This is a genomic window from Humidesulfovibrio sp., from assembly GCF_031082295.1.
GTDB lineage: Bacteria > Desulfobacterota > Desulfovibrionia > Desulfovibrionales > Desulfovibrionaceae > Humidesulfovibrio.
On sequence record NZ_JAVHLD010000021.1, the window covers coordinates 22,621 to 44,734 of the forward strand.

Genomic DNA, 22,114 nt, shown 5'->3' on the forward strand with positions numbered 1-22,114 from the left:
CGGAAATTGACTAGGCCGCAGATAACGTTCGCCGACAAGGAGCCAGGAATGCTCGCCATCCTCGACTACAAAGCTGGCAACCAGACCAGCGTTCGCCGCGCTCTCGACCACCTGGGCATTGAGAACCAGATCACCTCGGACCCGGACCTGCTTGCCAGCGCAGACGGCATCATCTTTCCCGGTGTAGGCGCTGCGGGCCAGGCCATGGACGAGCTGTCCTCCGGCGGGCTGGACGAAGTGCTGAAAAGCCTCATCTGGCAGGAGAAGCCGCTTCTGGGCATCTGCGTTGGCTGCCAGATACTGCTCGACTACTGCGAGGAGAACGACACCCGCACCCTGGCCGTGATTCCCGGCGAATGCCGCCTGTTCAACCCGGCCTGGACCGAGGAGGACGGCACCCCCATCCGCGTGCCGCACATGGGCTGGAACCGCGTGACGCTCAAGAAGGATTGCGCGCTGTTCAATGACATCTCTCCCGCAGCGGAATTCTATTTCGTGCACAGCTACCACCCCGCGCCCAGGCCGGAGTTCATCATCGGCGAGACAATGTACGGCGAGAATTTTTGCTCTGTGCATGGCCGCACCGGGCTGTGGGCCGTGCAGTTCCACCCGGAAAAGAGCGGCGCGCCAGGCCTGAAGCTGCTTCAGAACTTCCACGCCTACTGCCTGGAGGCCAAGAATGCTCAGTAAGCGCATTATCCCCTGCCTTGACGTTCGTAACGGCAAGCTCACCAAGGGCGTGAAGTTCCAGGGCAATGTCGACATCGGCGACCCTGTGGAGACTGCCCGCATGTACTACGAGCAGGGCGCGGACGAGATCGTGTTCTACGACATCACCGCCTCTTCCGAAGGCCGCGGCATCTTTCTTGACGTGGTGGAACGCGTGGCCAGCCAGATATTCATCCCGTTCTCCGTGGGCGGCGGCATCAATTCCGTGTCCGACATGCGGGCGGTGCTCGTGGCCGGAGCCGAAAAAGTCTCCGTCAATTCCGGCGCGGTGAAGAACCCGGACATCATCAGCGAGGGCGCCGCGGCCTTTGGCTCGCAGTGCGTGGTGCTCGGCATGGATGTGAAGCGCGTGGAAAAATCCGCGCAAATCCCTTCCGGCTTCGAGGTGGTCATTCATGGCGGGCGCAAGTACACCGGCATGGACGCCATCGAATGGGCCAAGACCGGCGAGGCGCTGGGCGCGGGCGAGATCTGTCTCAACTCCATCGACGCCGACGGCACCAAGGACGGCTACGACCTTGAACTGACGCGCAAGGTGACCAAGAGCGTGCGCATTCCGGTCATCGCCTCGGGCGGCGCTGGCAACCCCCAGCACATGGCCGACGCCTTCACCCAGGGCAAGGCCTCCGCGGCGCTCATCGCCTCCATCGTGCACTACGGCGAGTATACCATCCGTCAGCTCAAGGAGCATATCGCCGGCCAGGGCGTGCCCATGCGCACCATCTGGTAGTCGGCGCATCCGCTTGCCCCCGGCGGCGACCGCCCCTTCAGGCTGTTCCGCCCCAACCCGGCACACAGGCCATGACAGATCTCTTGCGCCGCTACTCCGACATCCTTGCCGCGTCCGCGCGGGAAGGACTGTTGCGCGTCCTGCCGGTCACGGACACCCCGCCAGAGCTGCTGGACTTTTCCGGCAACGACTACATGGGGCTTGCGCGCAGGCCTGAACTCGTCGAGGCCGCGGCCGAGGCCGGACGACGCTTTGGAGCCGGGGCCACGGGCTCTCGCCTGCTCTCGGGCAACAGCGCCCTGCATGAAGCGCTGGAGGCCCGCATCGCCAGCGACAAGGGCACGGAGGCTGCGCTTGTTTTCACCTCCGGCTACCAGGCCAATGCCGCGTGCATCGCCGCCCTGCTCGACAAAGCCACGCTCGGTGCGGAACCGCTCGTCTTCGCCGACCGCCTGAACCACGCCAGCATGCACCTGGGCTGCGCCCTGGCCGGTGCCCGGCAGACACGCTACAGGCATCTGGATCTGGCGCACCTGAGCGCGTTGCTTGAAAAGCACGCAGACGACCCGAGGCCGAAGTTCATCCTGTCCGAGACCGTGTTCGGCATGGACGGCGACCTGGCCGACGTGGCCGCGCTGCAGTCCCTTGCGCTTCGTTTCGACGCGCTGCTGTACCTGGACGAGGCCCACGCCACAGGCGTCTTCGGCCAGAACGGCTTCGGCCTCGCCGAAACCATCGAGCTTGCGCCCACCACTGTGGTCATGGGAACCTTCAGCAAGGCCCTTGGCGTCAGCGGCGGCTATGTTGCCTGCTCCACTCTGCTGCGCGACTATCTCATCAACAGGGCCGGGGGCTTCATCTTCTCCACCGCGCCCTCGCCGCTGGTTCTAGGCGCCGCGCTCAGGGCCTGGGAACTCCTGCCCGGCCTCGGGGCAGAACGCGCCGGACTGCTCGCCCGAGCCGAAAGACTCCGCGTCGAGCTGCGCCAGATGGGCCTGGATACCGGCCCGTCCGTCAGCCAGATCGTGCCTGTAATACTGGGCGACCCGGTACGCACTGTCGCCGCGCGCGACGCCCTTGCCGCCAAGGGCATCCGCGTGTCCGCCGTGCGTCCGCCCACCGTGCCGCAAGGCACCTCCCGCCTTCGCCTTGGGCTCTCCGCCGCACACACGGACTCTGACCTGGAGCGTCTGGTCGAGGCGCTGCGCAGCTTATGATCGGCCTGATCTTCCTGCACGGCTGGGGCTACGGCCCTGGCACCTGGGACGGCGTTGCCAACGCCTTCGGCCCGGCTCCGGTCGTCTGCCTCGACGCTGGATACTTCGGCCCGCCCGCCCTTGAGCTTCCCGACAACACCGACGGCTGGCTCGGCGTGGGCCATTCCCTGGGCTTTGCGCGTCTGCTGCAATGGGACATCCCCTGGCGCGGACTTGTGGGCGTCGGCGGTTTTCTGCGCTTTTGCCAGAAACACGGCAAAGACAGCGGCACCCCCGCAGACATGCTCGACGCCATGATTGCCCGCCTGGACACGTCCCCGCAGGACGTGCTGGCGCGCTTCCACAAGCGTTGCGGCCACAGGCTCTCGCCCCTGCCGGACATGACCACCGAGGGGATGAAGCGCCTGCGCGCGGATCTGCTCTCCCTGCGCGACGTGGACCTCCCATCGCCGCAACGCGACGTTCCGATCCGTCTGCTCAGCGCCAAGGATGACCGCATCGTCCCGCTGGACCTCGCGCGCGAGGCCCAAGCGTTGCTCACCGGCTCACGCCTCCAGGAACTCGACAACGGCGGCCACGCCCTGCCCATGACACGTCCAGCGGACTGCCAGCGGCTCATTCAGGAGTTTCTGCGTGACCTCGGCTAGCGCACAGCCTGACCAGGCGTCGCGCGCCCTGGCAGTAGCCAGAAGCTTTGGCCGCCGCGCCAGGGACTACACCCGGCACGCGCACCTGCAACAGCACGCAGCCCACGGCCTTGCCGACTTCCTTCGCGAAAACGGCGGCCTGCCGGATGGTGCGGTGGTGGAGATCGGCTGCGGCACAGGCCTGCTGACAGAACTGCTGCACATCCAGGGACGGGACTACCTGGCGACGGACCTGTCGCCGGAGATGCTGGACCAGTGCCGCGCCCGGCTCGGCAGCCCATTGGATGACCGCCCGGGGCTGTCCTTTGCCGTTCTGGACGGCCAGACGGCATCCTTCGCCACGCCGCCCGCCGCCATCGTCACCAACCTGACCTGCCAGTGGTTCGTCGATCCTGTGGCGGGTATCGCCCGCCTTGCCCGGCAGACGCAGATGCTGGCCTTTTCCGTGCCGCTCCAGGGCAGTTTTCCGGAATGGGAGGCCGCCTTTGCCGAGCTGGGACGCAGCTCCGGTCTCTTGCCCCTGCCGGACGAGCAGCAAATCCTCAAGGCGCTCGAGACCCTGTCGCCCCAGCGCCTGACTCACAGGATCGAGGAACGTCAGCAACATTTCCCCAGCGCCAAGGCCTTTGCCGACAGCTTCCGGCTCATCGGCGCAGAACAGCCGCGCCAGGGGTACACACCCGCCCCCATCCGCCCCGTGCTCAAGCGGTTCGCCCACGGCCTGGACGCCACCGCGCGGATACTCTATGCCCTGGTCATGAGAGAACTGCCGTGAGGATCTTCGTCACCGGCACCGACACAGGGGTGGGCAAGACCGTGGCCAGCGCGTGGCTGTGCCTGCACTCCGGTGCGGACTACTGGAAGCCGATCCAGTCCGGGCACCCGCCGGATCGAGATGCGGAGGACGTTGCGAGGCTTTCCGGTGCGCGCATCCATCCTGAACGCCACCTGCTGCGCCTGGCGCGCTCGCCTTTCGAGGCCGCAACCGCCGAGGGGCTGCGCATCGGCCTGGACGACTTCGCCCTTCCGGCTACCGAGCGCCCGCTGGTGATGGAAGGCGCAGGCGGGGTGCTGGTGCCGCTCAACGAAGACCAGACCATGCTCGACCTCATGGTCAGCCTGGCCGCCCCGGTGGTGGTTGTCGCCCGGACGGGCCTTGGCACCATCAACCACACCTGCCTGACCCTCCAGGCTTTGCGCGCTCGCAACCTGTTCGTCACGGGCGTCATCCTCTGCGGCGAGGCCGACCAGCCCAATCGCGAAGCCATCGAGCGCTTCGGCAATGTCCGGGTGCTCGCGCACATCCCGCCGCTTGCGCCGCTGACGCGCGATGCTCTGCAACGTGTTGCGCCAAGCCGCGAGGCTTTGGACTGGGTACGGTGGAAGCCATGAGCGACAACAAAAGCATCGCCGGCATCGTCGAACTGGACCAGCGGCATGTCTGGCACCCCTTCGTTCAGGAGCAAACCGCCCCGCCCCCGTTGCCGGTGGCCAGGGCGGCAGGTGCTTCGCTCTTTCTTGAGGACGGCCGGGAAATCCTAGACCTCGCCTCAAGCTGGTGGGTCAATGTGCACGGCCATTGCCACCCGGCCATTGCGCAGGCCTTGGGAGATCAGGCCCGCACCCTTGAGCACGTGATCTTCGCCGGTTTCACCCACGCGCCCGCGGCGCGGCTGGCCGAGCAGCTCGTCAACTTCCTTCCCGCCCCGCTCTCCCGCGTCTTCTATTCCGACAACGGCAGCACCGCCGTGGAGGCCGCACTCAAGATGGCCTTCCAGTCCTGGCGCAACCAGGGCGAACGCCGCCGCACCCTGTTCCTGGCCTTTGAGGGCGCCTACCACGGCGACACCTTCGGAGCCATGTCCGTGGGCCGCAGCTCCAACTTCTACGCGCCGTTTGAAGACGTGCTGCTCAAGGTGCGCTTTACGCCCTTTGCCGAGACCTGGCTCAATGCCGATGGGGACGTCGATGCGGGTGTCGAGACGCGCGAGGCCGCAGCCCTAGCGGAACTGGACGCCATCCTTGAACGCGATGGCAAACGCGTCGCCGGGTTCATCGCTGAACCGCTGGTGCAGGGCGCCTCGGGCATGCGCATGTGCCGTCCGGAGTTCCTGCGCTCCGTGTGCGAGCGCGTGGCCGCGCAGGGCATCCCGGTGATTCTGGACGAGGTCATGACCGGTTTCGGCCGCACGGGAACGCTCTTCGCCATGGAGCAGGCTGGCGTCACGCCTGACCTTGTGTGCCTGTCCAAGGGGCTTACCGGCGGCTTCCTGCCCCTGGCCGCCACTGTCGCCTCGACCAAGGTCTACGAAAGCTTCCTCGGGTCGGACTTCGGCACGGCCTTTGCCCACGGGCATTCCTACACGGCGAATCCGCTGGGCTGCGCCGCTGCGCTGGCTTCCTTGAGCCTCTTTACAACCGAGGGAACGCTTGAGCGCATCGGCGCCATCCGCGAAGCCAACCTGCGCTGGCTGAAGGCAGCCGCCCGCCTCCCAGGCATCTGCCGCCCACGCGCCCTTGGTTCCATCGTTGCCGTAAACCTGGGCCTTGAGGCGGACTATCACTCGTCGCTGGGGCCGAAGCTCAAGGCGCGCTTCCTTGAGCTTGGCCTGCTGGTACGGCCCCTTGGCAACGTGGTCTATCTCATGCCTCCGGCCTGCATCACGCCCGAGGACCTTGCCCGCGCCCACCAGACCGTCCTCCAGGTCCTGCGCGAATCCGCGCCGCTTTACGCCCCCCGCTGATTCCACCGCAACTAAGAAAACGCCCGCTCCAGGAGTGCTGGAACGGGCGTCGATTTAGCGAAACCTGGGGCAGCGGCCCCAAAACCGACTGAAGGCTCTAGTCGGCCTGGAAGGTACCGCTTTTGCCGCCGCTCTTATACACGAGTCGGCAGTCGGTGATGCGGATGTCCTTCTGAACGGCCTTGCACATGTCGTAGATGGTGGCGGCGGCCATCTGTGCGGCCACAAGCGCTTCCATCTCCACGCCGGTCTTGGCGCTGGTGCGGGACTCGGCCTCGATGAGCACGCGCCCGCCGGGTTCGTCGATCTCGAAGGTGATGTCCGCAAAGTCGAGCGGCAGCGGATGGCACAGCGGAATGAGCTCCGCGGTGCGCTTGGCGGCCAGGATGCCCGCGATGCGCGCGGTGCCGAGCACCTCGCCCTTGGGCAGGGCCTTTTGCACCAGCAGACGCATGGTCTCCTGGTTGAGCAGCACCTCGATGCGCACCCGCGCAATGCGCATGGTCACGTCCTTGGTGGTGACGTCGACCATGCGGGCGCGGCCGTTGGCGTCAAGATGCGAGAACTCGTCTGACACGTGAACCTCCTAGTCGCCCATGACCTTTTCTTTGGCCTTCTTGAAGAAGTTCTTGGCCTTCTTGAGAGGCTTCTCTTCCTCTATCTTGGCGAACTCGCGCAGGAGTTCCTCCTGGCGGGCATTGAGCGACGTGGGGGTTTCGACCTTGATTTCAAGAAGCAGGTCGCCCTTGCGGCTGCTGCCCGGATGCGGCAGGCCAAGGCCGCGCAGCTGGAAGACCTCGCCGCCCTGGGTTCCCTTGGGGATGTCGACGGTGATGGGGTCGTCCAGGGTGGGCACCTCGATCTTGTCACCGAGTGCGGCCTGGACGAAGCTGATGCTGCGATGCAGCACCAGGTTCTGCCCCTGGCGATCAAAGGTCTTGTCCGGCTCAACGCTCATGACCACGTAGAGGTCGCCAGGAGGCCCGCCGTTCACGCCGGGTTCGCCCTCGCCGCGCAGCCGCAGCCGGGAGCCGTCGTCAACGCCGGCGGGGATGCGAACCTTGAGTTCGCGCACCTGGCTTGTCTGGCCGGCGCCACGGCATGTGGAGCAGTACTGGGTGATGAGCTTGCCACGGCCATGGCAGTTGGGGCACGTCACGGAGATGCGGAAGAAGCCCTGGGCCTGCTGAACGTGCCCGGTGCCGCGGCACTGGCCGCAATTCTTCATGTCGGTGCCGGGCTCTGCTCCGCTGCCTTTGCAGCTCTCGCACGGCACGTTCACCGGCAGCTTGAGCGCGACCTCGTCACCCTTGGCGGCCTGCCGAAAGGTGATGTTCAGGTTGTAGCGCAGGTCCATTCCGGCCTGGGCGCGACGACCGCCGGAGCGCGCGCCTCCGGCAAAGCCGAAAACCTCGCCGAAGATGTCGCTGAACGCCCCGAAGATGTCCTCGGAGGAGGTGAAGCCTCCGGCTCCGCCGTTCATGCCTTCATGGCCGAAGGTGTCATAGCGGCGGCGCTTTTCGGGATCGCGCAGGCAGTCATAGGCCTCTGCGGCCTCTTTGAACTTGGCCTCGGACTCGGCATCGCCCTGGTTGCGGTCAGGGTGGTGCTCAAGGGCAAGCTTTCGATAGGCGCGTTTGAGTTCATCTTCGGAGGCATTCTTCTGCACCCCGAGGATTTCATAGTAGTCGCGTTTGGACATGGCCTGAACTAGATCTCAGTTGATGCGTGGATACCGGCCTCGGGGATGGACTCGCCGGGCAGGACCTTACCTTGAGCGATCTCGCGCAGGGCGGTGACGGCTTCCTTGTTGTTCGACTCGATGAGGGCCGGGTTGCCTTCACGATACTGCTTCACGCGCTTGATGGCCATCTGCACGATGAGAAAGCGGTTGCCGACCTTGGCCAGACAATCTTCAACGGTAATTCTCGCCATGTATATCTCCTTGAGAAAACATCTTTGGGACAGATGCGCACCGCGTTCAGGTCATTCGCTTGAAGCCTTGACCGCGCGCGCAGGCAGGTAGCCTTGCAATTCCTCAATAATCTGGTGGCCTACTGGATAATACATCTCCTCGGCGCCTACCTTGAGCCAGCACTGGTCGGGCGGGAGCCTCGGATCTGAATAAAAAACAAAAGATGTCAAAGGCTTGGCGTCCTTCGCATACAGGTCAAGAGCCAACCGCTGCACAGCCGGGTAGGCTATGCGCGCGATGGGCTCCGCTTCGAACCTTAACTCTTTAAGTCTCCACAGCGACAAGTCAAGCCCGGTGAGCTTGCGGCCATGCTCACGATCCTCCCAGCCAGAGGCCGTCTTCTCTGCCACCAGGGTCTGGTTGCCCATGGCCGAGTAGATCCTGGCGCTCTGCACCCTTGCGGAATCGTAGGTGATGACGCCACGCCACTGCATGTCAAAAGCCAGGCGGAACAGGGACTTGGCCTTGCCGTGGTCCAGGAGGAAGCCTGAAGGATGGCGCGATGACCGGCCAAAGACCTGTTCGCTCTCACCCTCTTGCGGGAATATTTCCAGACGCAAAGGTTCCGTGGCCTTGGCCATGGTGATCTCCAAAGTGAACGAAGGGCGCCCGCCGGGCTGTTGGTCGTTCTTGGCGAGGATGTTGTCCGCCGTGATGGCCGTGAGATTGTGCAGGAAAAGGCGGACCTCGGAGGAGGAGATTGTGGACCCCTTTAAGGACTCTGGGAGCAGGAAAATGAAGGAGTCGTCCTTGCGCTCCATTTCCCACTGAACGCCTGAGTTCCCATACGCCGTCAGGTGCTGGGCCTCATCGGTGCGCAGGTCGAGCATGCGGAAGTCGAAGTAATGGTCAGCAGGCTTGTCGACCTGGTGCAGAAGGCTGGCGTCAAGCAAAAAGACAGAACCGGCAGCCAGGGAAGACTGCGCGTAGAGCGCAGCGCCGGTCGGCGTCTCGTTGCCGAAGGTCAGCAGCACCTCGGAGAGGCCCACGGTTGAAGGCTTGAGCAGGATACGGACCTTGGGTTCCGAGAAGCCATAGGCGGCCAGTTCGGCTGCGGGCACCTGGCCCAGTGTTTGGGTGGGCCGGTTATGCGCGATGGCAGCCAGCAAGGCTTCAATTCTGGACCTGTCCGCAGGAGTGGGTAGGGCGTCTGCCTCGGCCCCGTCGATGCGGACGACCCAACCCGAGGGTTCCTTGACGAGGACAAAGCGCTCCCCAGCAGTGGCGATCTCGATGGACTGCACTGAATCGATGGTGTAGCTTGGCCAGACGCCACCGCCCAGCCCGTGGTCCTGCGTCGCCAGGAACAGGCCGAGTGCGAGCGCCATGGCAAGCACCAGCAAAAGAAGCACCCCGGAGCGGGGCAGATGCATCGTCAAGGATGGCCTTCCAGGTTAGGCATCGGGCTGCGCCCTCTTCATGACTGTTGCCACTGAGCGGCCTGACAAACGGTAAAGCGGGGGAACCTTGGCACAGCGAACAAGAACAAAATTTACTATTCGAACTCGCCTTGCGTGTCAAGCGCAAATGAACTAGGTCAAGCCTTCGCGCCAAGGCGCACAGGAGGACCTTACAGTGGCCGGATTCGGCAAGCTTTCCTTTGCACAAAAAAAATGCGTCAGCAGCGTGGGCATGCTCATGCAAAAGACCGGCATGGCCGGACCGGGCGCGCGCATCGGCGTTGCAGTCTCGGGCGGGGTGGACAGCTTCGCCCTCATCAAGACCATGACCATACGCAAGGCCATCGTGCCGTTCCCCATGGAACTCATGGTGCTGCACGTCAACCCCGGCTTTGAGCCCGAGAGCCACCGCCCACTTGTCGATTGGGTCAAGGCAGAGGGCCTTTCGGCTCACATCGAACTGAGCGACTATGGTCCCAGGGCGCATACCAGCGAAAACCGCAAGAACTCACCCTGCTTCTACTGCAGCATGCTCCGCAGAAAGCGGCTCTTCGACCTCTGCCGCGAGTACGGCCTGACCCACCTGGCCTTCGGCCATAACGCGGACGACCTCGTGGTCACCTTCTTCATGAATGTTGTGCAAAATGGCCGCGTCGACGGGCTCTCGGCAAGCGAGGACTTCTTCGGCGGCAGGCTCAAGGTCATCCGCCCTGCCCTGTTCCTCGAAAAATCTTTCATGAAGACGGCCGCAAGGCAGTGGGAGCTTCCAATCTGGAAGAATAATTGCCCTTCCAGCGGAAACACGCGCAGAACCGAGATCCATGAATGGCTTAAGCTTGAGACCGGCAAGGACAAGCGCATCAGCCAAAACGTGTTCAACGCCTTGCGCCGCTATCAACTGGACCGCAATGGCATAGACTTGACCGGTTATTGATGATGGGCTAATGGAAGTGCACTCTGGACGCATATTCAGGCACGGATCAACCATCAAACTGGAATAATTAATGTTTTTCGGACGTTTCCATATTGTCATCTTCCGCGAGAAACGCGGAACGCCACGCAAGTTCCAGCTCAAGGGCTGGATGCTCATGACAATTGGCGCGCTACTAACCCTGTTGGTTGCTGGAAACGTCATACTTCTCAAGAACTTCGCCCTGAGCGGCAGCCTTGAAAAAAGTTTAAGCCTCACCGAAAAATCCGCCCACGAACAAAAATCACAGCTCCTGAACCTGAGCCAAAAGCTAGTGGCACTGCAAAAGGATGTCTCGCGCATACGAGACTTCGACTCCAAGCTTCGCGTCATGATCAACCTGGAGCAGGAAAACATCATGAGCGTTGCGCCCAGAGGTGGGCCAGCACAGGATGTCGCCAAGGGCTATCTGCCGCTCTACCGCCAGGAACTCCTTGCCAGGAAGATGAACGAGTTCCTGCGGCAGCTTTCGGTTGAAGCGCGCATGGAAGAAGTCCGCCAGCAGGAAATCATCCAGCGCCTGCGCGCCAACAAGGACGTGCTTGAGGCGACCCCCTCGGTCTGGCCTGCCAGCGGCTGGGTGACCTCAGGCTTCGGCTGGCGCGTCTCTCCCTTCACCGGCAAGCGTGAATTCCACAAGGGTCTCGACATCTCCGGCCCCATGGGCACCCCGATCTACGCTCCCTCTCGCGGCGTCGTGGCCTTCATCGAGCGCGACCCCGCCTACGGCCTCATAGTGAACGTGACGCACGGCTCCGGCCTGGTCACCAGCTATGCTCACCTTTCCCGCGTCGGCGTGAAGGTCGGCCAGGTGGTCCAGCGCGGCGAGGTGGTCGCCTACATCGGCGACAGCGGGCGCAGCACCGGACCGCACCTGCATTACGAAGTGCGCATCAGCGGCGTTCCCGTGAACCCCATGCGCTATATCCTGAACTGATTTCCTTCGCGTAATCCAACAGGCCACGCCCTTTCCCTGGACGCCCGTCGCAAGCTGGGCTAATCTCTCGCGCATGCGCCCGGGCGGTCAGCGCAACCTGCGCGGTCAGTTCCGGCGCCATCAGGCGGACGTTCATGGACCTCTTCAACTTCGACCCGCGCATGATCATCAGCTTCTACCTGACGCTATTCCGCATCAGTGTGGTGCTTTTCATCATGCCGTTTTTCGGGGACAATATCCCGAACACCATCAAAGCGACCCTGCTCCTCGTGCTCACGCTTGCAGTGTGGCCCAAGCTCTCCTTTCCGGCGCAGTACTTCCCAGCGCATCCAGCCAATCTTATTCCCATGTTTGCCGGCGAAATACTCCTCGGCATGTCGCTTGGCATCATCGTTCGCATGATCATCGCCGCGGTGCAGATCGGTGGAGCCATCATCAACTTCCAGATGGGCTTCTCCATGGTCAATTCCATCGACCCCCTGACCGGCCAGTCAGAACCCATGACCACGCACTTCATCTACATGTGCACCATGCTCACCTTCCTGGCGCTGAACGGACACCTCCACCTCATCGGCGCGCTTGGGAACAGCTTTGAGCTTGTGCCTCCCGGGGGGCTGTTCATGACCCCACGGCTCATGTCTGAAGTCATGCTCTTTTCGAAGCAGATGTTCGTCCTGGGCGTCCGCATCGCGGCACCGGTCATTCTGGCTTTGTTCCTGGTGGACCTTGCGCTTGCGCTCATCTCGAAGATGGCACCGCAGATGAACGTCATGACCATGGGTTTTCCCTTGAAGATCATGGTCGGCTTCCTTTTCCTGACGTACATTATGGAACTCATGACGGACTATGTGACCAATTTCATCACGGCCATGGACGGTGTCTTCCTTCACATCATGAAAATCGGCGTCATACAGCCGTGAGTCAGCTACGTGGAGCTTGATGCATGTCCAGAGAAGATCCAAGTAGAACAGAAAAAGCCACGCCAAAACGCGTCAAAAAGGCACGCGACGAAGGCAGTGTGGCACGCTCCGGCGAGGTCAGCACGGTTTGCGTGCTTTTGACCGCTGTCATTTCGCTGCGCTTCATGGGCGAGTTCTACTTCAAGAACTTCAACGAAATATTCAACTGGTTCTTTGTTGAAGGCCTCACGCAGACGCTGAACCAGCAGACCGTCTACCGCATGTTCCTCTGGTCGCTTATGAAAATGGCGCTCTTGATCCTGCCGTTCATGATCTTGATCGCCATAGTCGCCTACACGAATATCCGTCTTCAGATCGGCAAGCTTTGGATCTTCAAGATCAAATGGGATCGGATCAACCTGAACATCCCTGCGGCCCTGAAAAAACTCATGATCAGCCCGGACGCCCTGGTTCGCCTTGGCCGCAGCGTGCTCCAGGCAGCCATCGTCGGCTTTGCGCCCTATCTCGTCATCAAGCAGGAACTGCCGAACCTTATCCCGCTGTTCCACCAGAATGTTCTGGGCATCTCGTCGTACATGCTCCTGGTGGCGTACAAAATGTTCTGCTACGCCCTGGTTCCGATGATCCTCATGGCCATCGCCGACCTGTGGTGGACCCGCTACCGCTACAACGACAACTTGATGATGACCAAGGAAGAGGTCAAGGACGAGCGCCGTCAGGCCGAAGGCGACCCTGAAGTGAAGGCCAAGCAGCAGCGCAAATTCTTCGAATTCATGTCGATGCGCCTCTCAAGCAGCGTCCCCAGGGCCGATGTTGTCATCACCAACCCCACGCACTACGCCATTGCCTTGCGCTACGACATCACCGAAGCTCCGGCGCCCATGGTCCTGGCCAAAGGCGCGGACCGCATCGCCAAAAGAATTCGCGATCTGGCCATCGAAAACGACATCCCCATCCACGAAAATCCTCCTCTGGCACAGGCTTTGTATAAGCAGGTAGAAATTGGCGAGACCATCCCCGAGGAGATGTACCAGGCCGTGGCCGCGATTCTGGCCCGACTGGCGAAATTCAAGAGCCGCAAAGGCTAAGCCCTCCTCCAAGGTGATGCTCTCGTCGGGTTACAAACCGCAGGGAGCGTCAAGATTATGGCCACCGCCAACAAAGCCAAGTTCGCCAGCATAGACATCGACTACGCGCAGTTCGCCAAGCAGGGCGACATTCTCCTCGCCGTCGGCGTTGTCGTCGTGCTGCTGATCATGCTGGTGCCAACGCCGACCATCGTGATCGACTTCATGCTGACCTTCAGCATCGCCATAAGTCTGGTCATCCTGGTCACAAGCATGTTCCTTGAATCGCCAATGGAATTCTCCATCTTCCCCTCCCTGCTCCTTGTGACGACCCTCATGCGACTGGCGCTGAACGTTGCCTCCACCCGCCTCATCCTGATGCACGGCGATGAAGGCACGGCGGCAGCGGGCAACGTCATCCAGAGCTTCGCCGAGTTCGTCGTGGGCGGCAACTACGCCATCGGCATCGTCATCTACTGGATTCTGTTCACCATCAACAAGACCGTCGTTGTCGGCGGTATGTCACGCATCGCAGAAGTCGCCGCACGCTTCACCTTGGACTCCATGCCCGGCAAGCAGATGGCGGTTGAAGCCGACCTGAACGCGGGCCTCATCGACGAGCCCGAAGCCACCCGCCGCCGCGAGAAGATCCGCAAGGAGTCGGACTTCTACGGCGCCATGGACGGCGCGGGCAAGTTCGTCTCCGGTGACGTGAAGGCCGGCGCCATCATGCTGGTCATCAACCTGGTGGGCGGCTTCTTCATCGGCGTGTTCCAGAAGGACATGAGCTGGCTTGACGCCGCCAAGACCTTCACCATGCTGACCATCGGCGACGGTCTCGTGGCAACCATCCCATCGCTCATCACAGCGACGGCCACCGGCATCATCGTGTCCCGCGCTGCCGCGGAGGCCAAGATGGGCGAGGAATTCCTCGGCCAGCTGACCTTCCATCACCGCGCGCTGAAGCTGGTGTCCGGCATCCTGCTGGTCTTCGGCCTGATCCCGGGCCTGCCCACCCTGCCCTTCATCTTCTTCTCCGGCCTCGTGTACTGGATCGCCCGCATGTCCGAGCGCACCCGCCCCGAGCACGAAGCCAAGACCAAGGCTGCGAAGGACAAGGCTTCGGGCGCCAGCTCGCAGCTGGATACCCCGGAAGAGGTGCAGGCGCTGCTGCCTCTGGATCAGCTGGAGCTGGAGGTCGGCTACGGTCTCATTCCGCTGGTGGACGAGGAACAGAACGGCAACCTGCTCTCGCGCATCCGCTCCATCCGCCGCCAGTTCGCCCTGGACATGGGCGTGGTCATCCCCTCGCTGCACCTGCGCGACAACCTGCAGCTCAAGCCTGGCGAGTACCGCGTGCTGGTGAAGGGCAACGCCATCGCCTCCGCCGAGATCCTGATCGACCACTTCCTGGCCATGGACCCCGGCGACGCCAAGCACCGCATCGAGGGCGTGGAGACCGTGGAACCCGCCTTCAACCTGCCCGCCGTCTGGATTCCCGACGTGCAGCGCGAGGCCGCCATGCTCGCAGGCTACACCGTGGTCGATCCCTCGACAGTGGTTGCCACGCACCTGACCGAGGTGTTCCGCCGCAACCTGCAGGACTTCCTTGGCCGCCAGGAGGTTCAGGAGCTGCTGAACAACCTGTCCAAGCGCGCCCCCAAGGCCGTGGACAACCTGGTCCCGAACATGCTGCCGCTCGGCACCGTGCAGAAGGTCCTGCAGAACCTCGTCCGCGAGGGCGTCAGCATCCGCGACATGCTGACCATTACCGAAGCCTTGTGCGACTATGGCCCGTCCATCCAGGACGCCGGGATGCTGACGGAATATGTCCGCGCCCGTATGGGCCGCACCATCGTCAAGAACTACATGGCGAGCGACGGCAGCCTGCCCATCGTCACCTTGTCCGGCGAGATCGACGAACTCTTGACGACCAGCCTGCGCAGCAGCGACCAGGGCGGCTATCTGGCCCTGGAGCCGGGCAAGGCGCAGCAGGTCATCAAGGCCATCTCAAGCGCCCAGGACAACGCTGCTGGCACCGATGGACAGCCTGTTCTGCTCACCGCTCCGCAAATTCGCCCACATCTGGCCCAATTGTTGCTTCGCTTCCTGCCAACCATGCCTGTGGTTTCACAGGCAGAAATACCGGCAGATATCCGTATCCAATCCCTGGCCACTGTGAAACTGAGCTAGAGCCATGCAAATAAAAACATTCAAGGGATCAGACACACAGGCTGCGCTGGCGCGGGTCAAGGCTGAGCTGGGCGATGACGCCATCATCCTGAACACCAAGAGCGTGCGCGCCGCGGGCGGAATGACCTGCGAGATCACCGCGGCCATCGACCCCAGGGCAAGCGCCCCAGGCGTCCGCAATGGCAACGGGAACGGCGGCGGCAACGGCTCAAAGCCCACCCAGCGCGACCCCGGAGGTTTCATGCCCATGCATGACACGAACCCGGCCGACTGGAACTGCGAGTGGCGGCAGATCAAGGATCATCTGATGGCGCTGGTGAAGCCCCAGATGAACATGGACGATCTGGCGCCCAGGCAGCGCGTGGCACTCAAGTACCTGGAGCGGGAAGAAGTGGACACCCAGGTCATGCTCAAGGTCTTCCTCGACCTGAAGGCCGATCCGGAGCGTCCCATCCTGCCTGTTCTGGAGTCCGTGGCGCCCTGCTACGGGTTCGGGTCAAAAAAATGGCTCCAGAAGATTCACGTGTTCGCCGGACCCCATGGCGCGGGCAAGACCTCCTGCCTGGTGCGCCTGGCCCTGCGCGAAAAGCAGCTCAAGCCCAAGCAGCGCATCTGCGTGGTTGCGTCGGATGAGGGCCAGGGCAAAGGCCGTCTGGTGCTCCGCCACTACGCCGATCTCTCCGGCCTGGCCTTCCGCGAGGCCTGCAACGAGGAAGAGATGGAAGCCCTGCTCAAGGAAGCCCACAAGTTCGACATGATCCTCATCGACCTGCCGGGACTGTCCGGCAAGGCCACCCTCGCCGAGCGCCTGGAAGATCTTGGCCTTTCCGACTGCCGGGACATGGCGGCGCACTTGGTTCTGGCACCCTACTTCAGCGCCAGCCAGTACGCGGAGATCGCCCGGCGCTACTGCTGCCCGCAGTTGCAAAGTCTCATCTGGACGAAACTGGACGAAGCCTGTACGTTTGGCGCACTGCTCAACATGGCGCGGTTGACCGAGCTTCCGGTTTCGGCCCTGTCCTATGGCCCGGGGCTCAAGAACACCATCACCCCCGCCGTCGGCGAAATGTTGTGGCGGCTCATCTTCAAGCATACCCTGCCCGGCGCGCAAGCCGAGCGGAATTGATAGGCGAGGCAGGCAATGACAAGCTCTCTCCCCCTGGTCTTCTCGGTCACCTCCGGCAAAGGCGGGGTCGGCAAAACCAACATCTCCGTAAACCTCGCGCTCGCGCTCACCAAAATGGGCAAGCGCGTGGTCATCCTCGACGCCGACCTTGGCTTGGCCAACGTGGACGTGATTCTGGGCCTGGCGCCCAAGCTGAATCTGTTCCACCTGTTTGCCGAAGGCATGACGCTTGAGAAGATCCTCTGCGACACGCCCTACGGCTTCCGCATTCTTCCGGCGGCCTCCGGCGTCAGCGACATGGTCAACCTGAACACCGGCCAGAAGCTCGATCTTCTGGAGGCCATGGACTACCTTGAAGGCGGCATCGATCACCTCATCGTGGACACCGGCGCAGGCATCAACGACAACGTCCTGTATTTCAACATCGCGGCCAGCGAACGGTTGGTGGTGCTCACCACTGAGCCCACATCGCTCACCGACGCCTACGCGCTGATCAAGGTGCTCAAGCTCAAGCATGGTGTGGACCGTTTCCGCGTGCTGGTGAACATGGCGCGTGATGAAAAAGGCGCCAAGGAGATCTTCACCAAGCTCTACAAGGCCTGCGACCACTTCCTGAGCGGCGTATCCCTTGATTTTGTGGGCTTTATCCCGCAAGATGCAGCAGTTCGAAAAGCCGTCATCGCCCAGACCCCGTTCACGCACTTAACACCTGATTGTCCCGCCAGCCTGGCCATCGGCAGGGCGGCAACCAAGATAACCGGCTGGAAAGTCACGGCAAAAGCAGATGGAAACATTAAGTTTTTCTGGAAAAAGCTCCTCTTTCAGGAGCAGTCCGTGGCGTGAACTTGAGACTGGCGAAGTCGCCTGGACGCGGTTTCCACCGCGAGAACAGGAGCTTATCGTCCGTCACTACGCCCCGAAGATCCGAATCCTCGCGCTCAGAATGAAGAACAAGCTTCCGCAAAGCGTGGAGCTTGGCGAACTCATCAGCGCCGGGAGCATCGGTCTGCTCGATGCTTTGGGAAAGTACCGGCCAGAGCTTGGCATCAAGTTCGACACGTATTCCGAGAACCGCATCAAAGGAGCCATGTTGGATGAGCTCCGGCGCATGGACTGGTTCTCTCGCGGCATGCGCCAGAAAGTCAAAATGCTCGACGAGGCCATGCGCCAGATCGAGCATGAGACGGGCGGAGCCGCGACGCAAGAGCAGCTGAGCACCAAGACCGGCCTCTCCTCCCGAGAGGTGCAGCAGGGACTTGAAGCCTTGCAGAACCAGCTGTGCATCAGCCTAGACGCCTTTCAAGAGAATTTTGTCGGCACACGTGAATCTCTGTCTGAAAACGAACCTTACCAATCCACTGCATTTCAGGAAATGGTTGACAAGATTGCGAGCCTCATAGAAGAATTGACACCTAGAGAGAAGCTTGTCATATCACTTTACTACGGTGAAGAATTAAACATGAAAGAGACCGCCCAGGTCATGGACATAACAGAAGGGCGAGTCTCACAGCTCCACTCACAGGCTCTGGCCAAGCTCCGGGACAATTTCCGGCGGCGCTACGAAAACGAAGGTTGATCCAGGAGGAACCCAACATGCCTGCTGACAAGAATATGCGCATCCTTATTGTTGACGACTTTTCCACCATGCGCAAAATTATCAAGAACATCCTCCGCCAGCTCGGTTTCAACAACGTCACCGAGGCAGACGATGGAACCACCGGCTGGGAGACCCTCAACCGCGACAACATCGACTTCATCATCTCCGACTGGAACATGCCGCAGATGACCGGCATTGAGCTGCTGCGCAAGGTCCGCTCCAGCGAGGAGTACGCCAACACCCCGTTCCTCATGGTCACCGCTGAAGCCCAGCAGGAAAACATCATCGAGGCCGTGCAGGCCAAGGTCTCCAACTACATCGTCAAGCCCTTCACCCCGGAGACCCTGGGCCAGAAGATCGACAAAATCTTTGCTGGTTAAGGCCTAACCCGTAAGGGGAGGCAGCATCATGGTTCCAGACCCAACTGAGGAGGCAAACCCAAGCGGCGCGGGCAGACCTGACAACAACGATGTCATGCTCGACACCAGCGAACCTTCGCGCGCAACGCAGAAGGTCGACCTCGATCTGGACGACGCCCCTTTCCTCGAAGAAGAGGAAGAGGTAAAGCCGGAACCGCAAACTCCGAAGGAGGCAGTCAGCCTCACCGAGGCAGAGGCTGAAAAACCGGCTCCCAGGGACCGGAAGAAGCTCATCATCATTGGCGCTGCAGCCCTTGTCCTAGTGCTTGCGCTCGGTGTTGCCGCAAAATTCCTCTTTTTCAAGGCCAAGCCAGCAACGGTAGCCGAACCTTCGGCACACACAGCCCCCCAGGACAATGCCACCCAGGCCGAAGCAGCGCCGCCAGAGCTTCCCGAGATTCAACTTCGCCTTGAACCGTTCTGGGTCGAGCAAAAGGGCGAGGGTGACGAGGTCCGCTTCCTGATTGCGCGAATACTGCTCGGAACGCACGAGCCGGCAGTGGCCAAAGACTTTGAATCGAGAATGATGCAGGGCCGGAACGCCATCTACTACTACTTGAAGAATAAAGATGTACAGTTTTTGGCCGATGAGAAGAACGCGGAGAAGTTGAAGTCAGAACTGCTGTTGGTGGTCAACCAGTACGTCAGCGACGGCAAGTTCGAAACGCTCCTGTTCGAGGAATATGTGGTGAAATGACATGGCAACGACGCCCCTTGACCTTCCCATCCTGATCTCGCAACTGCCGAACATGCAGCAGATTGCGGGCTCGCACATCATTCCTCAGGATGCGCAGCAGGCCCTTTTCGGCCAAATGGTGGCCGAGAACCAGCGCAAGGCTGACCAGACGGTCCAAAAGGTTGAGATGAAGGAAGGCACCGAAGCCATCAGCGACGAGGCCGGCGGCAAGAATTCCGCTCCCCGCTTTGCCCGCCAACGCCACAAGCCCCTACCGGAGGCCCTGACCGAGCCCGACACCCAGTCTTCCAACGCCTCGCCCTGGGCAGGCAACATCATCAACGTAAAGATTTAACCCCCCGCCATATACTCCTACTTGGGCTTATCCTTGTCATCTTTCCTGTCCCGAGACGGGTCTATCCCAAGAAACCAGTGGTCAATCCAGCGCTTACGCTGTCGACGCGATTGCTCGGACCCTGGCTTTTCCTTGCGCCTGTCCATGAAAATGGTGAATAAGAGTCCGAACCCGAATACAACGAGAGCGAACCACCAGTTGTTCATCCGCTTCCTCCGGGGCTTATATCAGCATGAGTTTCTCTTAATGTCCGTGTACGATGGCGTTATCGAAAACGCGAGAGATTTTACACGGCGGTTGCGATGGCATTGCCTCTGACGCCGGTAATGTGCATAATGCTTCTGCAAACACGGCACATGGCCTGTTTTCCGCCACCACCAACACACAAGGAGGCAGAGTGCCCGTACCGAACGATTTCACCCTCTTCAGCGGCGGCGCCCAGGGCGCAGAGGCCGAGTTCGGCAGACTGGCCGAAAAGATCGGCGTTCAGGAGGTCAATTTCTCCTTCGAAGGACACAAGATCGAACGCTCGCGCGGCCTTCGCATGCTCACCACGGAAGAACTCATGCGCAAGGATGTCAGCCTGACGTACGTGTCCAAGCTGCTTGACCGAAACTTCAGCAACGCTCCCCACATTCGCATGGTGCTGCGCACCATCATGTACCAGGTCGACGCGGGCCTTGAAGTCTTTGTCATCGGCAACATCTTGGAAAACGGCACGGTCAACGGCGGCACCGGCTGGGGCGCGGAATTCGCCAAGATCTGCAACAAGCCGCTGTTCGTCTTTGACCAGCTGAAAAACGGCTGGTTCACTTACGCGCACGGCAAATGGGATTCCGTTGAAGCGCCGGTGATCACCAAAACCCATTTCACCGGCACAGGAACACGCTTTCTGGAAGACAACGGGCGCCAGGCCATCGCCGACCTGTACGCGCGTTCCTTCCGCGCCGAGGCCTAGCACCAGGCTGCTACTCACTGGGCGATCCCGCTCGTCATTCTTGATCGGGATCGCCCAACGCTGCGTTCAAGGCTCGCCTCGCCGCGGGCGGATCCCCGCAGCCAATGCCTGGGCCTTTCGCCCGGCTTCATCGACAACCCCACAGGTGCCCCATGCAGATCACCGCGTTGCTGCTTTTGGCCCTTACGGTCACCGAACTGGCCCTGCTCTTCGTGGTCATCGTCTTCTACCTGCGCCTGCGCAAGTCCGAAGCGCTCATCGCCCGCATGCAGACCAAGCAGGAGGAGTTCCTGAACAAGCTTCGCGCCAACGCCCAGTTGGAGCAGGAGCTTGTTGACAGCTTCGAGCGCAGGCAGGACGAGCTTGCCAAGCTCGACGGCCAGCTCACCGAGCGTGTTGTCATCCTGAACAAACTGCTCAAGCAGGCCGACGAGTACGCCCGCTCTCCCCAGTTCCTGCGCCAGGTCATCATTTCCGGCAACCGCCAGGGCAAGTCGCCCAAGGAGCTGGCCAAGACAACGGGCCTGTCCGTTGACGAGGTGGAGCTCATCATCGACCAAAACACCTAGGATTATGGCCGCATGCGAATCCGAGGTTACGGATCGGGCCAGCCGGGCCGCCAGGGCCTGTCCGGCCAGAATCGCGAACGCGCCGACGCCTTTCGCGGTCGTCACAGCATCGGCGAGCGCATCAAAGGCCGTGTCCTCCGACGCGACCCCTCGGGCCTGTATTGGGTGCAGGTCGGCGGCGAGGAACTTCTGGCACAGCTAGAAGTTCAAACGGAACCAGGCGATACCCTCATGTTCATTGTCCGCGCCCTGGTGCCGGAGATCCACCTCCAGGCCTTGCAGGGCGATGCGCCCCAGGATGACCTCCCAAGCCTCGTTCAACGTTTCCGCACCGCGCGCGAAGCCTTCGAATCTCATGCCGATCCTTTGCTGCAAGTGCTTGCCAACATCCCGCCCCTTATAGCACCACGCCAGGAAGCCTTCACCATCGCACTGGACGGCGACAGCGAAGCCGCCAGCCTCTACGCCGCCTCGCAAGAGCTCTTGGCGCGCATCAACTCTGAACAGGGGTGCCTGCCCGGTGCGACGGCCTTGTACGCTCCCTGGCTGCTTCCAGGCATGCGTCGGCAGGAGATTGTTCGCCGGAATACTGCCAGCGATTTCGTGGAGGCTGGAATGAGCGGGCGCTTTGCCGATTGCGGAAGGCTCGAGGTTCGGCTCATGTCGAGAGCAGACGAATGCAGCCTTCGGCTACTGGCTGAACAGCCTGAGAAATCCGGCCCCACGCAAGTGGAGCTTGCAGCCCTTGTGCGCGACGGCTTGGACTTGGAGGCGCATATCCTGGGTGTTACACGTCTGGCAGCGAATGCAGGGGCCGGCATGTTAGGTGAGCTGCTTGGAGACGCCCCGCTGTGGGCTTCCGGCGGGCTCAACACCCGCGTTTAG

At 61.7% G+C, this 22,114-nt stretch carries 25 protein-coding genes; 21 read left to right on the plus strand and 4 right to left on the minus strand.

The features are described from left to right. Window positions 1-48: 48 nt before the first annotated feature. The 7 genes from hisH (at window position 49) to bioA (ending at window position 6,067) form a co-directional block, all read left to right on the plus strand. Window positions 49-690, plus strand: a complete 642-nt coding sequence (hisH, locus tag RDU24_RS11165) for an imidazole glycerol phosphate synthase subunit HisH (protein ID WP_308735839.1) — start codon at window positions 49-51, stop codon at window positions 688-690. Then, a complete protein-coding gene (hisF, locus tag RDU24_RS11170) occupies window positions 680-1,459 on the plus strand; it encodes an imidazole glycerol phosphate synthase subunit HisF (RefSeq protein ID WP_308735840.1) in 780 nt (259 codons plus the stop codon). The genes hisH and hisF overlap by 11 nt, the downstream gene beginning before the upstream one ends. A 71-nt stretch (window positions 1,460-1,530) precedes the next feature. Then, on the plus strand, window positions 1,531-2,676 hold the full coding sequence (locus RDU24_RS11175) for an aminotransferase class I/II-fold pyridoxal phosphate-dependent enzyme (protein ID WP_308735841.1): 1,146 nt from the start codon (window positions 1,531-1,533) through the stop codon (window positions 2,674-2,676). Continuing rightward, on the plus strand, window positions 2,673-3,323 hold the full coding sequence (locus RDU24_RS11180; RefSeq protein ID WP_308735842.1) for an alpha/beta fold hydrolase: 651 nt from the start codon (window positions 2,673-2,675) through the stop codon (window positions 3,321-3,323). The genes RDU24_RS11175 and RDU24_RS11180 overlap by 4 nt, the downstream gene beginning before the upstream one ends. After that, window positions 3,310-4,098 carry a methyltransferase domain-containing protein gene (locus tag RDU24_RS11185; RefSeq protein ID WP_308735843.1) on the plus strand — a complete coding sequence of 263 codons (789 nt, stop codon included), beginning with the start codon at window positions 3,310-3,312 and terminating at the stop codon, window positions 4,096-4,098. Before RDU24_RS11180 ends, RDU24_RS11185 begins: the two co-directional genes overlap by 14 nt. Continuing rightward, window positions 4,095-4,715: a dethiobiotin synthase gene (gene bioD, locus RDU24_RS11190; RefSeq protein WP_308735844.1), complete on the plus strand. Its 621-nt coding sequence runs from the start codon at window positions 4,095-4,097 to the stop codon at window positions 4,713-4,715. Before RDU24_RS11185 ends, bioD begins: the two co-directional genes overlap by 4 nt. Beyond that, the gene (gene bioA, locus RDU24_RS11195; RefSeq protein ID WP_308735845.1) at window positions 4,712-6,067 is read left to right on the plus strand and encodes an adenosylmethionine--8-amino-7-oxononanoate transaminase; all 1,356 of its coding nucleotides are present in this window, start codon (window positions 4,712-4,714) and stop codon (window positions 6,065-6,067) included. Before bioD ends, bioA begins: the two co-directional genes overlap by 4 nt. Before the next feature lie 97 nt (window positions 6,068-6,164). Here bioA and moaC read toward each other — a convergent pair whose 3' ends face one another. The 4 genes from moaC to RDU24_RS11215 are packed head-to-tail and all read right to left on the minus strand — an operon-like array spanning window position 6,165 to window position 9,370. Continuing rightward, on the minus strand, window positions 6,165-6,644 hold the full coding sequence (gene moaC, locus RDU24_RS11200) for a cyclic pyranopterin monophosphate synthase MoaC (RefSeq protein WP_308735846.1): 480 nt from the start codon (window positions 6,642-6,644) through the stop codon (window positions 6,165-6,167). A 9-nt stretch (window positions 6,645-6,653) separates the two neighbouring features. After that, complete coding sequence (gene dnaJ, locus RDU24_RS11205; protein ID WP_308735847.1) at window positions 6,654-7,769, minus strand: molecular chaperone DnaJ; 1,116 nt, start codon at window positions 7,767-7,769, stop codon at window positions 6,654-6,656. An 8-nt stretch (window positions 7,770-7,777) separates the two neighbouring features. Further along, complete coding sequence (gene rpoZ, locus RDU24_RS11210) at window positions 7,778-8,002, minus strand: DNA-directed RNA polymerase subunit omega (protein WP_308735848.1); 225 nt, start codon at window positions 8,000-8,002, stop codon at window positions 7,778-7,780. 51 nt (window positions 8,003-8,053) lie between these two features. After that, the gene (locus RDU24_RS11215) at window positions 8,054-9,370 is read right to left on the minus strand and encodes a DUF4340 domain-containing protein (protein ID WP_308735849.1); all 1,317 of its coding nucleotides are present in this window, start codon (window positions 9,368-9,370) and stop codon (window positions 8,054-8,056) included. Window positions 9,371-9,617: 247 nt separating this feature from the next. Between RDU24_RS11215 and RDU24_RS11220 the strand changes: the two genes are divergently transcribed. The 14 genes from RDU24_RS11220 (at window position 9,618) to RDU24_RS11285 (ending at window position 22,114) form a co-directional block, all read left to right on the plus strand. Then, window positions 9,618-10,376, plus strand: coding sequence for a tRNA lysidine(34) synthetase (locus RDU24_RS11220; RefSeq protein WP_308735850.1), 759 nt, complete (start codon window positions 9,618-9,620; stop codon window positions 10,374-10,376). Between the two features lie 70 nt (window positions 10,377-10,446). Beyond that, window positions 10,447-11,349 (plus strand): M23 family metallopeptidase, encoded by a 903-nt coding sequence (locus RDU24_RS11225; protein WP_308735851.1) that lies wholly within the window; start codon window positions 10,447-10,449, stop codon window positions 11,347-11,349. A gap of 134 nt (window positions 11,350-11,483) precedes the next feature. Next, complete coding sequence (fliR, locus tag RDU24_RS11230; protein ID WP_308735852.1) at window positions 11,484-12,269, plus strand: flagellar biosynthetic protein FliR; 786 nt, start codon at window positions 11,484-11,486, stop codon at window positions 12,267-12,269. Between the two features lie 23 nt (window positions 12,270-12,292). Then, the gene (flhB, locus tag RDU24_RS11235; RefSeq protein ID WP_308735853.1) at window positions 12,293-13,357 is read left to right on the plus strand and encodes a flagellar type III secretion system protein FlhB; all 1,065 of its coding nucleotides are present in this window, start codon (window positions 12,293-12,295) and stop codon (window positions 13,355-13,357) included. A 57-nt stretch (window positions 13,358-13,414) separates the two neighbouring features. Next, a complete protein-coding gene (flhA, locus tag RDU24_RS11240; RefSeq protein ID WP_308735854.1) occupies window positions 13,415-15,529 on the plus strand; it encodes a flagellar biosynthesis protein FlhA in 2,115 nt (704 codons plus the stop codon). Between the two features lie 4 nt (window positions 15,530-15,533). Further along, window positions 15,534-16,655 carry a flagellar biosynthesis protein FlhF gene (locus RDU24_RS11245; protein WP_308735855.1) on the plus strand — a complete coding sequence of 374 codons (1,122 nt, stop codon included), beginning with the start codon at window positions 15,534-15,536 and terminating at the stop codon, window positions 16,653-16,655. A 15-nt stretch (window positions 16,656-16,670) separates the two neighbouring features. Continuing rightward, window positions 16,671-17,498: a MinD/ParA family protein gene (locus RDU24_RS11250; protein ID WP_308735856.1), complete on the plus strand. Its 828-nt coding sequence runs from the start codon at window positions 16,671-16,673 to the stop codon at window positions 17,496-17,498. Next, window positions 17,440-18,231, plus strand: a complete 792-nt coding sequence (locus RDU24_RS11255; RefSeq protein WP_308735857.1) for a FliA/WhiG family RNA polymerase sigma factor — start codon at window positions 17,440-17,442, stop codon at window positions 18,229-18,231. The genes RDU24_RS11250 and RDU24_RS11255 overlap by 59 nt, the downstream gene beginning before the upstream one ends. A gap of 17 nt (window positions 18,232-18,248) precedes the next feature. Continuing rightward, window positions 18,249-18,632 carry a chemotaxis response regulator CheY gene (locus tag RDU24_RS11260; RefSeq protein WP_308735858.1) on the plus strand — a complete coding sequence of 128 codons (384 nt, stop codon included), beginning with the start codon at window positions 18,249-18,251 and terminating at the stop codon, window positions 18,630-18,632. A gap of 28 nt (window positions 18,633-18,660) precedes the next feature. Beyond that, window positions 18,661-19,368 carry a flagellar basal body-associated FliL family protein gene (locus RDU24_RS11265; protein WP_308735859.1) on the plus strand — a complete coding sequence of 236 codons (708 nt, stop codon included), beginning with the start codon at window positions 18,661-18,663 and terminating at the stop codon, window positions 19,366-19,368. Between the two features lies 1 nt (window position 19,369). Beyond that, window positions 19,370-19,702, plus strand: a complete 333-nt coding sequence (locus tag RDU24_RS11270) for a hypothetical protein (RefSeq protein ID WP_308735860.1) — start codon at window positions 19,370-19,372, stop codon at window positions 19,700-19,702. A gap of 397 nt (window positions 19,703-20,099) precedes the next feature. Then, the gene (locus RDU24_RS11275; RefSeq protein ID WP_308735861.1) at window positions 20,100-20,660 is read left to right on the plus strand and encodes a hypothetical protein; all 561 of its coding nucleotides are present in this window, start codon (window positions 20,100-20,102) and stop codon (window positions 20,658-20,660) included. Between the two features lie 152 nt (window positions 20,661-20,812). Then, a complete protein-coding gene (locus tag RDU24_RS11280; protein WP_308735862.1) occupies window positions 20,813-21,229 on the plus strand; it encodes a hypothetical protein in 417 nt (138 codons plus the stop codon). A gap of 12 nt (window positions 21,230-21,241) precedes the next feature. After that, the gene (locus RDU24_RS11285; RefSeq protein ID WP_308735863.1) at window positions 21,242-22,114 is read left to right on the plus strand and encodes a hypothetical protein; all 873 of its coding nucleotides are present in this window, start codon (window positions 21,242-21,244) and stop codon (window positions 22,112-22,114) included.

Bases quoted from the DNA above. Each gene is read 5' to 3' on its own strand.
- dnaJ (WP_308735847.1), bottom strand. From the start codon at position 7,769: ATGTCCAAACGCGACTACTATGAAATCCTCGGGGTGCAGAAGAATGCC.
- flhB (WP_308735853.1), top strand. From the start codon at position 12,293: ATGTCCAGAGAAGATCCAAGTAGAACAGAAAAAGCCACGCCAAAACGC.
- RDU24_RS11260 (WP_308735858.1), top strand. From the start codon at position 18,249: ATGCCTGCTGACAAGAATATGCGCATCCTTATTGTTGACGACTTTTCC.
- rpoZ (WP_308735848.1), bottom strand. From the start codon at position 8,002: ATGGCGAGAATTACCGTTGAAGATTGTCTGGCCAAGGTCGGCAACCGC.
- RDU24_RS11225 (WP_308735851.1), top strand. From the start codon at position 10,447: ATGTTTTTCGGACGTTTCCATATTGTCATCTTCCGCGAGAAACGCGGA.
- hisH (WP_308735839.1), top strand. From the start codon at position 49: ATGCTCGCCATCCTCGACTACAAAGCTGGCAACCAGACCAGCGTTCGC.
- RDU24_RS11180 (WP_308735842.1), top strand. From the start codon at position 2,673: ATGATCGGCCTGATCTTCCTGCACGGCTGGGGCTACGGCCCTGGCACC.
- RDU24_RS11250 (WP_308735856.1), top strand. From the start codon at position 16,671: ATGACAAGCTCTCTCCCCCTGGTCTTCTCGGTCACCTCCGGCAAAGGC.
- RDU24_RS11265 (WP_308735859.1), top strand. From the start codon at position 18,661: ATGGTTCCAGACCCAACTGAGGAGGCAAACCCAAGCGGCGCGGGCAGA.
- RDU24_RS11255 (WP_308735857.1), top strand. From the start codon at position 17,440: ATGGAAACATTAAGTTTTTCTGGAAAAAGCTCCTCTTTCAGGAGCAGT.
- RDU24_RS11245 (WP_308735855.1), top strand. From the start codon at position 15,534: ATGCAAATAAAAACATTCAAGGGATCAGACACACAGGCTGCGCTGGCG.
- fliR (WP_308735852.1), top strand. From the start codon at position 11,484: ATGGACCTCTTCAACTTCGACCCGCGCATGATCATCAGCTTCTACCTG.
- RDU24_RS11175 (WP_308735841.1), top strand. From the start codon at position 1,531: ATGACAGATCTCTTGCGCCGCTACTCCGACATCCTTGCCGCGTCCGCG.
- flhA (WP_308735854.1), top strand. From the start codon at position 13,415: ATGGCCACCGCCAACAAAGCCAAGTTCGCCAGCATAGACATCGACTAC.
- RDU24_RS11280 (WP_308735862.1), top strand. From the start codon at position 20,813: ATGCAGATCACCGCGTTGCTGCTTTTGGCCCTTACGGTCACCGAACTG.
- RDU24_RS11285 (WP_308735863.1), top strand. From the start codon at position 21,242: ATGCGAATCCGAGGTTACGGATCGGGCCAGCCGGGCCGCCAGGGCCTG.
- RDU24_RS11270 (WP_308735860.1), top strand. From the start codon at position 19,370: ATGGCAACGACGCCCCTTGACCTTCCCATCCTGATCTCGCAACTGCCG.
- bioA (WP_308735845.1), top strand. From the start codon at position 4,712: ATGAGCGACAACAAAAGCATCGCCGGCATCGTCGAACTGGACCAGCGG.
- hisF (WP_308735840.1), top strand. From the start codon at position 680: ATGCTCAGTAAGCGCATTATCCCCTGCCTTGACGTTCGTAACGGCAAG.
- RDU24_RS11215 (WP_308735849.1), bottom strand. From the start codon at position 9,370: ATGGCGCTCGCACTCGGCCTGTTCCTGGCGACGCAGGACCACGGGCTG.